Annotated in this window: 14 protein-coding genes; 12 read left to right on the top strand and 2 right to left on the bottom strand. The window is 67.2% G+C overall.

The genetic code is table 11. The features are described from left to right. Positions 1–147: 147 nt before the first annotated feature. From TNMX_RS09320 to TNMX_RS09265, 12 genes are all read left to right on the top strand, one after another. Complete coding sequence (locus TNMX_RS09320; RefSeq protein WP_038031526.1) at positions 148–510, top strand: hypothetical protein; 363 nt, start codon at positions 148–150, stop codon at positions 508–510. 64 nt (positions 511–574) lie between these two features. Next, a complete protein-coding gene (locus TNMX_RS09315) occupies positions 575–1,645 on the top strand; it encodes an ImmA/IrrE family metallo-endopeptidase (RefSeq protein WP_038031523.1) in 1,071 nt (356 codons plus the stop codon). Continuing rightward, on the top strand, positions 1,642–2,133 hold the full coding sequence (locus TNMX_RS12410; RefSeq protein WP_052037969.1) for a PIN domain-containing protein: 492 nt from the start codon (positions 1,642–1,644) through the stop codon (positions 2,131–2,133). Before TNMX_RS09315 ends, TNMX_RS12410 begins: the two co-directional genes overlap by 4 nt. A gap of 30 nt (positions 2,134–2,163) precedes the next feature. Beyond that, positions 2,164–3,372, top strand: a complete 1,209-nt coding sequence (locus TNMX_RS09305) for a hypothetical protein (protein ID WP_038031522.1) — start codon at positions 2,164–2,166, stop codon at positions 3,370–3,372. 130 nt (positions 3,373–3,502) lie between these two features. Further along, a complete protein-coding gene (locus TNMX_RS09300) occupies positions 3,503–5,407 on the top strand; it encodes a hypothetical protein (protein WP_038031520.1) in 1,905 nt (634 codons plus the stop codon). Positions 5,408–5,411: 4 nt separating this feature from the next. Beyond that, positions 5,412–7,217, top strand: coding sequence for a hypothetical protein (locus TNMX_RS09295; protein WP_038031518.1), 1,806 nt, complete (start codon positions 5,412–5,414; stop codon positions 7,215–7,217). Between the two features lie 3 nt (positions 7,218–7,220). After that, a complete protein-coding gene (locus TNMX_RS09290) occupies positions 7,221–7,982 on the top strand; it encodes a hypothetical protein (RefSeq protein WP_038031516.1) in 762 nt (253 codons plus the stop codon). After that, positions 7,982–8,167, top strand: a complete 186-nt coding sequence (locus TNMX_RS09285; protein WP_038031514.1) for a hypothetical protein — start codon at positions 7,982–7,984, stop codon at positions 8,165–8,167. Before TNMX_RS09290 ends, TNMX_RS09285 begins: the two co-directional genes overlap by 1 nt. Continuing rightward, the gene (locus TNMX_RS09280; RefSeq protein ID WP_038031512.1) at positions 8,164–8,556 is read left to right on the top strand and encodes a Beta-galactosidase C-terminal domain; all 393 of its coding nucleotides are present in this window, start codon (positions 8,164–8,166) and stop codon (positions 8,554–8,556) included. Before TNMX_RS09285 ends, TNMX_RS09280 begins: the two co-directional genes overlap by 4 nt. A gap of 4 nt (positions 8,557–8,560) precedes the next feature. Continuing rightward, complete coding sequence (locus TNMX_RS09275) at positions 8,561–8,806, top strand: hypothetical protein (RefSeq protein ID WP_038031510.1); 246 nt, start codon at positions 8,561–8,563, stop codon at positions 8,804–8,806. Next, entirely contained in the window at positions 8,775–10,727 is a 1,953-nt protein-coding gene (locus TNMX_RS13560; protein WP_305807351.1) for a S8 family serine peptidase, read from the top strand. Before TNMX_RS09275 ends, TNMX_RS13560 begins: the two co-directional genes overlap by 32 nt. A 224-nt stretch (positions 10,728–10,951) precedes the next feature. Then, positions 10,952–11,926, top strand: coding sequence for a recombinase XerD (locus TNMX_RS09265; RefSeq protein WP_038031528.1), 975 nt, complete (start codon positions 10,952–10,954; stop codon positions 11,924–11,926). Here TNMX_RS09265 and TNMX_RS09260 read toward each other — a convergent pair. Both TNMX_RS09260 and TNMX_RS09255 read right to left on the bottom strand, forming a co-directional pair. Next, positions 11,907–13,652 carry a helix-turn-helix domain-containing protein gene (locus TNMX_RS09260; protein ID WP_038031507.1) on the bottom strand — a complete coding sequence of 582 codons (1,746 nt, stop codon included), beginning with the start codon at positions 13,650–13,652 and terminating at the stop codon, positions 11,907–11,909. The two genes, TNMX_RS09265 and TNMX_RS09260, sit on opposite strands and share 20 nt — an antisense overlap. 19 nt (positions 13,653–13,671) lie before the next feature. Next, positions 13,672–14,439, bottom strand: a complete 768-nt coding sequence (locus TNMX_RS09255; RefSeq protein WP_236630313.1) for an exodeoxyribonuclease VII large subunit — start codon at positions 14,437–14,439, stop codon at positions 13,672–13,674. Positions 14,440–14,764 lie beyond the last annotated feature (325 nt).

Here is a 14,764-nt window from a genome sequence, read left to right as displayed (position 1 = left end):
TGATACCACAAAATGACCGCCCACCATGCTGTGTGCCCCAAAGGGGCACGTGGGGGAGTCCATGTATCCCCGGTTTGGTCACGGGCAGAGCCCGTATCTTGCAAACCGGGGGATTATAGCTCCCCCACACCCCCTCTTTTCTCTAAGATGACCCCCTTGCCCGACCTCCTCGCCCGCCTCCTGGAGGAGCTCGCCCACCTCGAGGCCCTCCTGGAGGAAGAGCGCCAGGCCATAGCCGCCCTTTCCCCCCTCCCTGTCTACTGGCGCCGGGTGCCCTGCGGCAAGTCCTGCAGGCGCTGCCCCCACGGCCCTTACCCCTACCTTCGGGTGAAAAAAGAGGGAAAGTGGCGCTGGCAGTACCTGGGCAAGGGGTGGCAGCCCCCCGAGGGCTTTGCCCGGCCCCGGGAGTTTCGGGAGCGGCTCGCCCGCTACAGGGCGCTACTCAGGCGTAGGGAGGAGCTTTTGGAGCGCCTGGAGCGGGCGGGGGAGATCCTGAGAGGTGTCAAGTGAGCTTTACATTTTTTGCCCCTTTGGGCTAGTATAAGAAAAGCTTTTGCCCACCTCTTATGGAGCTATGGTAGCCCTGAAGCCCCTACGCCAAGCCCGCAACCTCACCCAGGAAGACCTGGCCCGTCTCCTCGGGGTCTCTCGCCAGGCGGTGCACGCCTGGGAGGCGGGCAAGGCTGCCCCAAGCCTCCTCCAGGCGGTGCGCCTGGCCCGGGTCCTGGGGGTGCCCGTGGAAGCCCTCCTTGGGGAAGAGGCCTCTTCCCTCCCCCTCCTCTTCCGGGCCGAGCCCGGGGAGGCCTTGGGGGAAGGCGAGCTGCAGGCTCTGGCTGCCCGGGCCCGGGCCTACCGGGAGGTGGAGCGGCTCCTGGACCTCTCGGGCTGGCTTCCCGAGGCCCGGCCTTTTCCTCACCTCGACCCCAAGGGAAAGGAAGACCGCGAACGCCTGGAGGCTCTGGCCCTGGAGGTGCGCCGGGACCTGGGGGCGGGAGACGGTCCCCTGGGGGACCCCATCGCCCTCCTGGAGGACAAGGGCCTCAAGGTCTTCCTTCTGGACCTGCCCGAGGGAGTCTCGGGCCTTTCCGCCTACGCGGAGGACCTGGGCGGGGTGGTCTTCCTCCACCGGGGGATGCCCGTGGAGCGGCAGTACTTCACCGCCCTGCACGAGCTGGCCCACCTGATCCTCCACCGCGGGGAGTACGGGCGGAAGGCCCCGGAGCGGGACGCCAAGGAGCGGGCCGCAGACTACCTGGCGGGGGCTGTCCTCCTGCCCCGGCAGGTGGTCCTGGAGGAGCTTAGGCCCTACGCAGGGCTCTCCTACCTCCCCGAGGGGGTCTTGCGCCACCTGAAGCGGCGCTACGGGGTCTCCATGCGCACGGTCCTGGTGCGGGCGGCCCAGGTGGGGATCCTGCCCAAGGATAGGGCTTTTGCTCAGAAGCGAGCCCTGGACCGGAGGTACGGGGAGCAGGGAGAGCCCGAGCCCCTGGAGCGGCCGTCCACACCCTCCCGCCTGGAACGCCTGGTCTTTGCCGCCCTGGCCCAGGGGAAGCTCACCCTTTCCCGGGCAGCGGAGGTTCTGGAACTCCCCTTGCGGGAGGCGGACCGCAGGGCGTCGGCCTGGCTCCAGGAGGTTCCCGCTTGAAGGCGGGTTTCCTGGCCGACGCCACCCTGCTCATCGACCTGGAGAAAGTGGGGGGGCTTTCCCTTCTCCCCCGCTTGGGGCGGATCCACGTCCCCGACCTGGTGTGGGAGGAGGTGGCGGAGGGTGCGGAAGCGGGGACCCTCGAGGCCCTCTCCCCTGTGGTGGTTTTGGCAACGGGGGCGCACGAGGACCAGATCCTCGAGGCCCACCGGCGGTACGAAGGCCTGAGTCTAGCTGACGCCTCTTGCCTGGTGTTGGCGAAAGCCCAAGACCTCGTCCTCCTTACGGGTGATAGGCGTTTACGGACGGCGGCAGAGGGGGAAGGCCTCGATGTGCACGGAGCTCTCTACGTGGTGGAGTACCTGGTGCAGGGATCCCATCTCCGTCAGGAAGATGCCTGCCGCTGGCTGAGGGTGTGGGAGCAAGGGGCGAGGAGGCTTCCAAAAGGCCCTCTACAGGAACTCCGGATGCGCCTTCGTTGTCCATAGTTGCATCTTGCATTGCTATAATGCGGCTATATGCGCCGCATTATGTTGCCACTATTGCCCCTCTGGGCCCTGGCCCTGGCCCAGACCTGCCAGGTGCGGTACACCCCTCCCGACTACCCGGAGCTTCCCTTTTACCCGCCTTCCCTCTACTTAACCGTCTCCCCCAGTCCCCTCACGAGCCCGGGGAGCCTGAGCCTCCAGGCCACCACCTCCCACCCGGAGGCCACCGCCTGGGTGCGGGTGCGCTGGCAGGGGGGGCAACTGGCCACCCGGGACGTGCCCACGAGCGGGTACACCCCCCTCCTCACTCCTCAGAACCCGGTGCAGGGGTGTCCCCAGGTTTCGGCCACCACCCGGCCCCTTAGCTACGAGGACAACGGGCAGCACACCTTCGTGGCTGAGGCCCTGGTCTACTGGCGGGAGCAGTGGGCGAGCTTCCGGTGCCGGGACCGCTACTGGGACGGGAGCGGGTGGGTAGAGTACGACTACACCACCAGCTACCGGGTTTTCCCCAGCTACAACGCCCCCGGAAACTGCCAGGAGCTTCCCAATAGCCGCTACTGGATGGTCCAGAGCCGGGTGGTGTCCCAGAGCCAGCAGGTCTTCGCCTACCAGTCCTGGGAGCAGGGCCTTTCCTACGACCAGGCCCTTCAGGCCTTTGCCCAGCGCCTCCTGGAGGACCACCGGCGGGCCACGGCCTCCATGCAGGCCTACGCCTACGCCAAGGAGATCCCCGAGCCCGTGCGCTCCAACCTGGCCCGGGTGGCCCAGGGCTACTTCTACGACTGCAACTGGCTGGGGATCTGCCGGCGGGCGGACCCTGCCGGGGAGATCAAGATCCTCACCGACGTGCCCAGCGTCCTCACGGGCCTCCTCTACACAGGAAGGCTCTGCGGGGGGCTCATCACCTTCTGCTTCGGGGCCCAAAACAGCCGGGGGGCGGACATCGGCCCCAAGGTGGAGATCAAGACCTTCCTCATGGTGAAGGGGTGGCGGCACGACTACCTCCTCCTGGACCGGCTCATCCCCCGGCGGTACTACGACCCCTCGGACCAGGACTACCCCGGGGTGCCCGAGGAGGAGAGGCGGCAGGTCCTCGAGGGGTGCCGGACCTACAAGGATACCCAGGAGGGCAGGCGGTGCCTGGCCCTGGTGGAGGTGCCCACGGGCATCGTCCCCACCCTGAAAACCCTCCTCATGATTGACCCCATGTTCCAACGGGGGAGGCAGTACCCATGATGGTCTGGCGTTTTCCCGAGATCCTTGTGGGGGCAGGGCTTTTGCCCTTGGGGACCCCCTGGTTTGGGGTGGGACTGGTCCTTTTGGGATTTGGGTTTTCCCGCTTGCTCTTGATGGACGGAGGGAGGAGATGACGCGAGGCTTGGCGCTTCCCCTGTTCCTTGGCCTGGCCCTGGCCCAGGTGGGGCTCCTCTCCGGCCCCCGTCCCCCCTCGGAGGTGCGGGGCACCCTGGAGGGGGACGCCCGGCAGGGCTACCGGGTGCGGGTGGAGTTCTTGGTGGAGGTGGGGGGCAACCCCACGCAGGGCACCACCTACCAGTCCTTGGGGTGGAACGGCCAGCTCTACCTGTGCGCGCCGGACTGCGGCACCTTCCGGCTTTCCGGCTACACTCCTGGGGGAACCTACACCCAGGCGGCCTTTGACCTCCTGGACGCCCAGAACCGCCTGCGGGGAAGGGCGGGGGTGAACACCCTCCTGGACGCCCAGGGGCGGCCCCAGTACCACCAGGTGGACTACGCCGTCTGGCCCCTTTCCGGGACGAGGACCTGGCAGGCTTCCCCCGACAACCCCGTGCCCCTGGAGCGGGGCGGGTGGCTTACGGCCAGGCCCCCCGGGGGAAGCCCAGAGCGCTACCGCTACCCGGGGATGGAGGGGTACGAGCCCCCTTCTGGGGGGACGATCCTCGCGGGGCTTTCTCCCCAGGACCGGGACCTGGCCCAGAAGACCCTCATCGACTCCCTGGCCACCTTGCGCCAGTTCTACCGCAGGCAGGCTCCGGGGAGCGAGATTTGGTTCTTCGTGCCCGAGGTGTCCCCCTGGACCCTGACCCTGGCCCGGGAGTTCCGGGGGCAAAACGGGGGGCAGGAGCGCTTCGTGGTGCCGGAGGGGACGGCTTCCTCCTATTGCGCCACCTCCTACCGGAACGACGCCCGCTTCCACGTCCTCCCCCGGGCCGCCCTAGGCCGGAACGAGGCCCTGGCGGTGATCTGGCCGCCCCAGGGGGCCACGCAGAGGGGGGCGGTGATGGCGGGGCCCCACTTGGTGGACCGCCCCTCGTGGCAGGAGACGGACAGCGTGAGCTTCAGCACCGCCCTTGTTCCCACCGCAGAGGGGCTTCCCGAAGCCCGGGCCCGGGTGTGGGGGCAGATCTCCCAGGGCAACCTGCGGGCGAGGGTGGAGTTCAAGGAGACCACCTTGGGCGGGGTGGGGTACGTGGGCTACCGGACCTATGGGGGGGACTGGAACGGGCGGGACACCTTTGACCTGGGCAACGGGAACGAGGAGGTGCGGCTCAGCTTGCCCAATCCCGCTCCCACGAGCTGGACCATGGCGCAACCGGCCACCGATGCCCAGGGGCAGAACCGGGGGTACGCGTACGTCATGGCTTCCGGGTCATGGGAGATAGACCGGGAAAACCCTCAAACCCTTCGCTACACCGACCAGACCACAGCTCCCTGGGAATACTCGTTCGGAGGGAACTTCGGCCAGGGGTGGGAAAACTTCACCCTGTGGTGGGATAACGGACTCGTAAGGGATCGTTGCGGTCGCTTCCTTTGGACCTACACCTCCAACTACCCCATCACCTGCGAGGTGTGGGACGGGAGCAACCGGGTCCGGGGCACGGCCACGGTGGAGCGGCGGTGGGAAAGTCAAGGGGCGATTTTTGGCCGCTGGCTTTACACCTACACCATCCAGGTGCAGGGGTGGTTTTACCGCATCACCTCCTGGCAGGCTTACTGGTACCTCTCCCGCTGGCAGACGACCTGGCGAGGGGCCACGGACAACGACCGCCCGGTGGAGCCCGGGGGCTTCGTGACGGCGGAGGGCAGGCGCTACCGGATCCCCGGGATGGAGGGCTACCTTCTGCCCACGGGCCGGGAGATCGAGGCCGCCGAGGGGGACCCCTACGTGACCTACATCACCCGCAGCCTCCTCCCCGACCGCAACCCCTACGGAGGGGTGGTGGCCCAGCGGCCCGAGGCGGGCACCTGGTACAAGCGCCTTTCCGACTGGTGCCGGGAGAAGGGGAGGTGAGGAGATGAAGAAGCGGGCGCTTATCCTTCCTCTTTTGGGTCTGGCCCTGGCCTCTTCGGGGCCCCAGTACCCGGACTGGACCAAGTACCTCCTCTCTGCCCCCGACTACCGCCTGGAACAGGTTCTCAAGGGGCGGTGGCCCTACGTGGAGGTCCTGCGGAAGGACCGCCTGCGGGCGTACCAGCAAAACCCCCAAGACCCCACCGCCCAGGCCCACGAGTTCCGCCTGCCCATGTCCAGCCTCGAGGCCACCCGGGAGGTGGCCCGGGACCTGCGGCGGGCCTGGCAGCGGTTTGAGGAGCGCTACTACTGGCGGGTCATCACCGAGCTCAACAACCCCGCCTTCTGGTTCGCCTACTGCGCCGTGGGGCTCAAGGGGCCGGACCTGGACCCTCCCCTGCCCCCCTTCCGGCTCAACATCCCCTCGGAGGCGGTGGACACCGCCTTCCTGGGCAAGCTCACCCCCTTTGACCCAGGGGGCATGGCCTCCGCCGGGCTTCACGGCCTGGACCGCTACCTCCCCGTGCCCCAGATCCCCCGGGACGACTTCTGCGACGACCTGGGGATGAGCTTCCTGCCCATCATGTATATCCCTGGCTTCAAGGTCCTCATCCAGGGGACGGAGATTTTCCGCACCCCGGGCTACCCCAGCAAGCCCCTCTGGTTCAACGAGGGGGAGGCGAACGCCCGGGTGGAGCGGGCCATGAAGAGGGCCATGGAGCGGTACTACCCCGAGTACCTGCGGGAGGTGGCGGAGATCCTCCTAAAGCCCAGGCCCTCCGATCCGGCGTCCTTCCTGGGCTCCCTGGGGCTTACGGACTACCGGAGCCTGGGGGCCCCCAGGGTGTACCTTCCCGTGCCCTGGCAGGGGCACCTCCTGAACGGGGGTGCGGTGGTGGCCCCCGTCTACACGGAGCTCGTTCCCCGGGACCCTCAGGTCCTCTGGAACCAGGTGCAGACCCTTTGGGACACCTACCGGAGGCTCATCGACCGCACGGGCAGCGAGCTGGAGAAGGTCTACCTCTATGTGCACTTCTACCGCTCGGTTCGCACCCTCTTCGACTCCAAGGCCTTCTACGGGATCCCGGGGATTGCGGACACCCTGAAGCAGGGGGTGATCCGCTTGGTGGAAGCCCCCTTGCGCACCCTCACCCAGGGGATCCCGGTCCTCAAGGGGTGCACGGGGAGCATGGACGACCTGGCGGGGTGCGCTGCTCGCGCCCTCATGACCGTGGACGGGGCGGTGCGGATGGGGAACGACCTCACCGGGCTCACGGGGGGAAGCCCCCAGAACGAGCCCATCAAGGGGACGAAGGAGTCCCCGGGCCTTTGGAAGTTTGAGGAGGCCAAGCGGTGGTTCCCCCCGGCCTCCCTTCCCGTCCACGAGGCCTTCGGGTACACCACCTTCTTCCAGGCCATGAACCTGCTGGAGGTGACCAACATTCCCGACATGCGCAACGTAGACCTTTCCCAGGTCAACCTGAGCAACTGGGCAAGCTTTGCCTGGGGCCAGCTTTCCCGGCTCATCGTCTACTGGCACGTGCCCATCACCATTGACGTCCGGGTGGAATACTGCCCCCCTTGCGTTCTGGCCTACCCCTCCCTCCCCCTGGAAGGCCCCGCCCAGCCCTTGGGGGTGCCTCCCTACACCCTGCCCTTCGTGGGGGAGCGGACCCACTGGCGCTGGGTGAGCGTGCCCGAGGGGTACGAGGTGCCCGGGGTCAAGGGGAGCCCCTACAAGGTTCTCGGGGACCTGGGGGGGATAGGGCCGGACCTCTCCCTCCTCTACCGGCCCCTCATCGGGAGGTGAAGCGTGAAGCGGTTTTTTCTCACCTTGGCGGTGGCCCTAAGCCCCGCCCTGGCCCAGTTTGACTGGCTTGCGGGGCTGGACTGGGGCGGGATCAGCAACAACCTCCAGCGGGTGGGAGCGGTGTTGTCCTGTGATCCTTCGGCCCTGACTCGCTTGGACTTCTCCCAGCCCAGCCTGGTCTTCCGGGGGGTTTACAAGACCACCAAGTGCGTGCTGTGCGTGACCTTGAAAATGTGCGGCTTCCCGGACGACATGCTCTACCCGGCCTCTTGGGGCGAGGTCCTCCAGGGGTTCAACCGGGGGGACATCATGATTGTGGGTTCGGGAGCCGGGGTGGAGGCCCTGGTGGACTACCTGATCCTGGCGGCCCGGGGTGGCACCTGCCAGAACATCAGCTATGGAGGCGTGCCCATCTACACCTGCCCCCCCGGAGGCATGCGGATCACCCGGGCTTACGTGGTCACGGACAGCGGCACGGCGAGGAGGCTAGGGGACAAGCTCAAAGCCCTCAACGACCCCAACCTCTTCCGGGTGGTGGCGGTGGGCGGGGAGCGGGACAGCCCGGAGCTGGCCCGGGTGATCCTGGGCTTACCCCTGGTGTGGGCTGGGCAGAAGCCCTACCTCTTTGCCCCGGGGTACAGCACCCCGGACCGCTGGCTTTGGCTGACCTTTGACGGCCCGGTGAGCAGCAAGGTGGCCCTGGTGGTGAACCTGGCCACCCGCTATGTGGCGGACGCTTCTCGCCGGGAGGAGGAGGTGCGCTGATGAAGCAAAAGGAGTTTTACCGCCTTTTGGAAGACGCCACGGAGGTGTGCATGGACCCCTCGGGGCGGCGCTTCCTGGTGCGCCTGCCCCTTTTGGGGTGGCGGGCGTACCGCCTCGAGGGGGAGGAGGTCTCTTTGGAGGCGGAAGGGGAGGAGGCTTTGGCCCGCTTCGGGGAGGCGGCGTGAGGCTTTTAGCCCTTGCCCTGGCCCTCCTCTCCTCCGCCCTGGCCCAAGGCATACCCCAGGTGCGGGAGCTTTCTGAGCGGGAGCTTTACTGGTTCCTGGTGAACCGCACCCAGGAGGTGCGGGTGGTGGGTCTGCCCCCCGCCTCCTTGGGGGAGGCCCTGAAGGGGAAGCGCCTCACCCTGGTCCTGGGGCGGGAGGCCCCGCCCCGTTGGGCCCAGGGGGCCAGGGTCCACCGCCTGGGGGGGACGCCCCTTTCCGGGTGGTTCCTCCTGGCGGATGGCAGGTTTTTTGTGGGGCCCAAGGGCGGGGGGTACGTGGTGGTGGAAAGCCCCGAGGTGGTGGCCGTGGTCTGGGGCCACCTGGCGGCGGCTTTGGGAGCGGTAAGGTGAGCCTATGATCCTGGGATGGCACGGGGAGCGCAAACGGGTGGTGTACGAGGGGGAGGAGATCGGGCTCCTCTACCTGGTGGAGCCCAGGGTGGGGCCCATCCGGGGGTACTGGCGGCGACCGGACGGGGAGGTGGAGGCCCTGGGGGAGTGGGCCACCCTCGAGGAGGCCTACCACGCCCTGGCCGACCGCTTCGCCGAGCTGGCCTGGGAGGCTTGGGGTGGGGAGGAGCCTGAGGAGCCTCCTTTTTAGCCTCCTCCTCTTCTCGGGGTGCGGCCTGGAGGGGGCCCCCACCCTCCGGCTCGCCCTTCCCCAGGGGGAGGTGGCGGCCCGGGAGGGGGAGGCGGCCAGGCTCCCCGTGGCCCTGGAGGCCCGCAGGGTGCGGGAGGTCCTCCTCCGGGTGGAGGGCCTGCCCTCCCCACCCCCACCCCTCCGGGTGGGCCTGGCCTCAGGGCGGGCCCAGGTGGAGCTCCTCCTGGAGGCCCCTCCCGGGGACCACGAGGCCCGGGTGGTGGCGGAGGGCGGGGGGCTCAGGCGGGAGGCCCCATTCCGCCTGCGGGTGGAGGCTAGGCCCCCTTTGGAGGCCTTCCTGGAAGGGATGGTCTACGTGGGGCAGGCCCCCGGGCTTCTACCCCAAGGAGCCGGGGCTTCCCTGGGCCAGATCCGCTTCTGCCCCACGGGGTGCTCGGGGCGGCCCTTGGGCGGGGGATGGTACCGGACGGAGGGGCTCTCCCCCCAGGGGGCCTCCCCCGTCTTCCCCGACCGGCCCGTGCGGGCCCAAGGGGTGGCCGAGCCCCTCTTCCCCAGGCAGTGGAACCTCCGCCTCGCCCGCTTTCCCGAGGCTTGGACCCAGGCCACGGGGGTGGGGGTAGCGGTGGCGGTGCCGGACACCGGGGTCCTCCAGGGCCACCCCGACCTGCAGGGGGCCCTCCTCCCCGGCCTGGACCTCCTGGAGGGGGACACGGACCCCGAAGAGCCCCCCACGGGAAGCCCCTTGCAGAACTTCCACGGCAGCCACGTGGCCGGGATCCTGGCCGCCCCCTGGCAGGGGGTGGGCATGGCGGGGGCCTCCCAGGCCCAGGTCCTCCCCATCCGCCTCCTCACCCCCGAGGGCACAGGCAGGGAGAGCGACCTGATCCTGGCCCTGCGCTGGGCGGCGGGGATCCCCGTGGCGGGCCTTCCCCCCAACCCCCACCCGGTGCGGGTGGTGAACCTTTCCCTGGCGGGGGAAGGTCCCTGCAGTCCTGCCCTCCAGCAGGCCCTGGACGAGGTGCGGGCCCGGGGGGTCTTGGTGGTGGCGGCGGCGGGGAACCAGGGCCGGGACCACCGGGACTACTTCCCAGCGAACTGCCGTGGTGTCTTGGCGGTGGGGGCGGTGGGCCCCGATAGGAGGCTTGCCCCCTACAGCAACCGGGGGGCGCCCCTCCTGGCCCCGGGGGGGAACGGGGCCCTGGGGAACGAGGCCCTGGTCCTGGGGCCCACCTGGGCCTCCGGCTTCGCCTACCGCCTCCTCCAGGGGACGAGCCAGGCGGCCCCCCACGTGGCGGGGGCGGCGGCCCTCCTCCTCGCCCTTCGGCCTGACCTGGGGCCATCCGCCCTCGAGGCCGCCCTCCTCCTGGGGGCGGAGGCCACCCCGGAGGGCAGGCTCCTGCGGGCGGACGAGGCCCTGGCCGCCCTGGAGGGGGAGGGGGCGGTCCTGCGGGTGGAAGGCGGCCTGGAGCTCCTGCCCGGGGAGGAGGGGCAGGTGGGGGTGGAGGTCCTCTCCCCCACCCCCGTCCGGGTGGCGGTCCTGCCCGACCCCGGGCTCGCCGCCCACCTGGCCCCCAACCCCGCCCAGGGGCGGGCGGTCCTGCGGGTGCGGGCCGCCTTGGGGCTGGGGGGCGGGACCTACCGGGTGGGCCTCGAGGCGGGGCAGGCCCAGGCGGAGGTGCCCGTGCGGGTGGGGGGAAGGGAAGGCCGGGTGGTCTTGGAGGCCTGCCCCCCCGAGGGCCCCTGCCTGCGGGCCGTCCTGCCGGGGGAGGGCGGGGCCTTCCGCCTTAGGGCCACCCCCGGCCCCTACCGCCTCCTGGCCTTCCTGGACGGGAACGCCAACGGCCTCCTGGACCCCTGGGAGCCCCGGGGGGAGGCGGAGGCCGTGGCCCCAGCCCGGGGCCTGGTCCTGGTGGTGCGCTGAGGATACTCTTCTTTTTCCTCCTTTACTTTTTTGGGCAACTCCCCCAACCCACCACCCCACCACCAAGCACAGGGAAAAGGCCCCCTTTTCCCTTCAAGGTGCGAGGAGTGGCGTGGGGAGCGGTGTGGGGATGGGAAAGGGGTGGGGAGAAGGAGGGAAGGAGGAAGCACAGCGAGGAGGTGCGGCCCCGTACCCCCTGGTGCGGGGGCGGGGTTGGGGGTAAGATGGGAGAGAAGATGTCGGAGAATTTGGGGCTGGCCCTGGAACCCTGGGACTACCCGGAGGAGAGGAAGAAGATCGTGGGCGAGGCCCTGGAGCGCTGGGACGAGCGGGTCCTGGAGGAGGCGGTGTGGGCCTACCTGGTCCGCCACCGCAAGAAGCCCGACCGCCTGGTCCCCGAGGTGGTGGGCCGCTTCGTCCGCTGGCTGGCCCTTCAGGGGCGCAGGTGGCCCCATCTGGAAGCCGGGGACTTGCGGGCCTTTTTGCTGGAGGCCAAGGACCGGGGCTTCCCCGGGGGGCCCCGGGGGCCCTTGGCCTGGCTCACCGTGGAGCGGGCCCGAAGGGCCCTGCGCCACCTCTGGCCCTTCCTGGACTGGGCGGGGCATCCCCTGCCCCCCCACGTGGAGTATCCCCCCAGGTTGGGGCCCCTGGTCCACGACCCCTCCCCCCTCTCCGAGGAGGAGTGGCAGGCCCTCTGGAAGCGGGTAGACGAGTACACCCCCGCCCACTGGCGGCCCCTCCTCAAGGTCCTCCTGGTCCTCCTGGGGGAGGTGGGCCTCACCCTGAAGGAGGCGGTGGGCCTGTGGAAGGACGACCTCCAGGGGAAGACGTTGTTGGTGCGGGGGGAAAGGCTAAGGGAGGTGCCCCTCACCCCCCTGGCCCAGGAGGTGCTGGAGGGGTGGCTCCCCTTGCGGGACTACCTGGCGAGCCACCAGCCCCTCCCCTACCCCAACCTCCTCCTGAACCCGAGCGCCCGCAAGGCCAAGGGGCGGCCCCTGGACCTGGAGGGGGCCAAGTGGCTCATGAAGGAGCTCACCCTCTTCGCCGGGTACGGGCCCCGGGAGGGGCGGCGCACGGACCTGGCCCACCGCTTGAGGTGGCGGGCCATACGCAACTACCTGAAGGCAGGCTACCCCAGGGAGAAGGTGGCCTACTGGACGGGGATGCGGAGCTTGATGCTCAGGGGGTGGGAGGGGTAGGAGGACAAGACCCTAAAGTGCCCGAGGCCGCCTGATCCGCAAGGCCTTTAAAATAACTCGCCCCAGAAAAGCACTTTGCAGACCCACCCAGGTTTTCGGCCAATGCGCGCAAGTAAGGCTCAAAGGTCTTTCCAGAAAGATCGAGAATTTGGCAGAGGTGCTCGGGGGGTCTGGCCAGCAGGGACTCTATGGATTTAATCCGCTCTAGGGGCAAAACATAGGCGTAAAGACCGTAGAGGGGACGTACCCTTTGGGCTCCCAACTGAGGTTTCAGGGCAAGCAAGCCCAGGACAAACTCACCTTCCATGTAGATCGCCAAGGCACCGCTCGGGCTGGAGGGAGAAGCGTACTGTGCAGCCTCTTCTCTGACCGCTGGAGGCAGGTGAATCCACGTAAGGGCAGGATCCACGAAGAGCAAGTTATAGAGGTGCCACCCCAAGGGATCGCACCAGCTTGCGTATTTTGCCTCGAAGAATGCGTAGGTGTGCGTGTAAAAGTAATCTCTCAACCAGGGCAGGACATTCCTAGGATTCTGCTCCACCCTTGTCTGGAAAGCGAGATCCAAGATCAGCTTCAAGTACGCTGCCCTCCGATGGAAGTGGGCCAGCATCCCCAAGTGGTGCACCGAAAGGAGCAGGGGATGGAGTCGTAAGGCTTCAGCAGAAGGACTCCACGAGGTAACAAAGTAAGGCGGTATAGCAGCCCGACCCAAGCTCTCCAAAGCCCGCTGCACCAGGAGAGCGTACTTGTCCTCGCGGTCCGCAACGATGAGCTCCCCAAGGCCCCGGAGAAGGGGTTGGGTCAGCTCTTCCACCTGCTTGAGAACCTGCCACCATTCGCCTGGATCCCCAGAGAGATGCCAGGGCAGATTGGTTAGCCCTTCCCGCAAACGGGCCACCTCACGGAATAGGGCTTCTTCTACGGGATCCATCTTGAACAAACGCATGGACCGGGCGACTTCCTCCAAGGAACCTCCTGGACTTAACGCCAAATGGGACAGACCACCCTGGATTTCCGCAGAAGAAGGGGCTTCGCCCGCAAAGAGGCTCTCTAGTCCCTTCTGCATCAAAAGCTTTTGGAGAATGCTCCAGGACCCCTCGAGGGCCTCGAAGCGCCTCTTAAGATCCGCGAGCTCGCTTTCCAAGGGCTCCACCGCACCTTTAACAGCCTTGCGCAAAAATCTGGCGTAATCTTCTGCCCCCGCGAGCTGGCTTGTAGAGACTTTACGAACATAAACAGCGTGTTTTTGCACATCAGGACCGTCTTTAAGCATTACATGAGGCTGTTCGTAGCTAGGGTAAATGAGAATAACCCAGAAGGGTTTGCCTTCGCGTTCAAAGCGGTACAAACCTAGGTTAGGCAGGGGGTAGATGTAGTTTTGGAGCCTCTGAATAAGGCAATCCTTGACCTTTTCCTCCTCTTCTGGTGGGCAGTTGTGTTCTCTCCAGTCGTCGTAGCCTGTGATATCCCCGTTCACCGCCCCGACGATGACAAAACCAAAGTCGCGAAGGTCCGAATCCTGGTAGTAAGTGGCCTGGGGGTCGTCGGTGTTGGCGATCGCTGCAATCTCCTTGGCCAATTTGGCGATGTCGGTGGGTTCTCGCTTGAAATCCACCTTGGACATCTCCCCTTGGCCCAATAAGTGCAAAACCTCCTGAAACACCCGATCCCTGAACGAGATCTCGCCACCGGCCTCCTGTGCGGTGGAAATAGAGGTATCCTGCATAGTTTTTGTTCTCCTTATGTCAAAGGAGTCTACTCAGCAGCAGTAAAGCTGTCAAGAGGAGAGCCCCTAGGGCGACCGCACGCCACACTCCGAGAGCCTGCCGCAAACGGGCCACCTCCTGGAATAGGACTCCGGGCTCGCCTTCCAGCTTTCTCAGCTGCTCCTTGAGGCGGTCTGCCTCTTGCCTAAGAGCTCTGTTCTCGTCTTGGGCCTTGTGGAGCAAGTCAGCCAGGGTGGCCTTTTCCTTAGCCTCCCGCATCTCCCGTTCTACCATCTTCACCACCTCGCCCAAGAAGCTCCCAAAAGCGGAAGGCGTAGGGAAGGCTTCATCGGCCAGGGTCTCCACCCAAAGGGTGTTGGCCGCGTGGCCCAAGGCCACCACCACGGGTTTTGGGCAGGTGGCCACCGCTTCCCAGACCTCTGGGCTGTCCAGGGCCTCCAGGCCCTCCCCACCGCCCCGCACCAGAGCCACCAGGTGGTATTCGCTCTGGCCGAGATCCTTCAGGACTTTGGCCACCCCCCAAGGGTCCAGGAGGTTCACCCGCTTTTGGTCCATGCGGTAGCGCCCCCGGGCCCCTTGAAGGAGGGCTTCCACGTCCTTGTCCACAATGGCGGTCTCCCCCACCACTAGAACGATGGAGGGCATCTCCCCCTTGCGGAGGAGTTCTAGAAGAAGGGCGCGGACGTCCCGCTTGGGTATGGTGCGCTTTGGAAGGCGCACCTCGCGGGCTTGGGTCAGGTCCCCCTCCTCTTGCAGAGCTTCCACCCGAAAAACCATCCGAGGCATATCTCCATTCATGGAAAGCTCAGGGGTTACAGAAAGGGTGTATATGCGCGCCTCCTCCAACGGGACACCCAAAGGCACCTTTAAGCGGATGGTGGGCCCCCCAGACTCGTTTCTTAGGTCGCCGTAATAGAAGCCACCCCAGGTTTTATTGCTCCGGTCAGCAAACACCCCACGCACCAGGTAGGGTCCGTCATCTTTGAGGCGGCGGAATACCTCTCCCGCAAAAAGGGCGTGGAGGCCCTGGAGAAGCTGCCCTGGAGTCATAGGAGAGGCCTCAGAACGACCTTCTGGCGCTTTCATAGGGGAACCTCCCTCGCTACATTTT

This window comes from Thermus sp. NMX2.A1, assembly GCF_000511705.1.
GTDB lineage: Bacteria > Deinococcota > Deinococci > Deinococcales > Thermaceae > Thermus > Thermus scotoductus.
The sequence above is the reverse complement of the archived record's forward strand: the minus strand, read 5'-3'. Positions and strand labels throughout refer to the sequence as shown.

What these genes read in the sequence shown, in the direction of transcription:
- TNMX_RS09255 (WP_236630313.1), bottom strand. Translation starts at nt 14,439, where the DNA reads ATGCCTCGGATGGTTTTTCGGGTGGAAGCTCTGCAAGAGGAGGGGGAC.
- TNMX_RS09260 (WP_038031507.1), bottom strand. Translation starts at nt 13,652, where the DNA reads ATGCAGGATACCTCTATTTCCACCGCACAGGAGGCCGGTGGCGAGATC.
- TNMX_RS09315 (WP_038031523.1), top strand. Translation starts at nt 575, where the DNA reads ATGGTAGCCCTGAAGCCCCTACGCCAAGCCCGCAACCTCACCCAGGAA.
- TNMX_RS09265 (WP_038031528.1), top strand. Translation starts at nt 10,952, where the DNA reads ATGGGAGAGAAGATGTCGGAGAATTTGGGGCTGGCCCTGGAACCCTGG.
- TNMX_RS09320 (WP_038031526.1), top strand. Translation starts at nt 148, where the DNA reads ATGACCCCCTTGCCCGACCTCCTCGCCCGCCTCCTGGAGGAGCTCGCC.
- TNMX_RS09305 (WP_038031522.1), top strand. Translation starts at nt 2,164, where the DNA reads ATGCGCCGCATTATGTTGCCACTATTGCCCCTCTGGGCCCTGGCCCTG.
- TNMX_RS09275 (WP_038031510.1), top strand. Translation starts at nt 8,561, where the DNA reads ATGATCCTGGGATGGCACGGGGAGCGCAAACGGGTGGTGTACGAGGGG.
- TNMX_RS09285 (WP_038031514.1), top strand. Translation starts at nt 7,982, where the DNA reads ATGAAGCAAAAGGAGTTTTACCGCCTTTTGGAAGACGCCACGGAGGTG.
- TNMX_RS09300 (WP_038031520.1), top strand. Translation starts at nt 3,503, where the DNA reads ATGACGCGAGGCTTGGCGCTTCCCCTGTTCCTTGGCCTGGCCCTGGCC.
- TNMX_RS09295 (WP_038031518.1), top strand. Translation starts at nt 5,412, where the DNA reads ATGAAGAAGCGGGCGCTTATCCTTCCTCTTTTGGGTCTGGCCCTGGCC.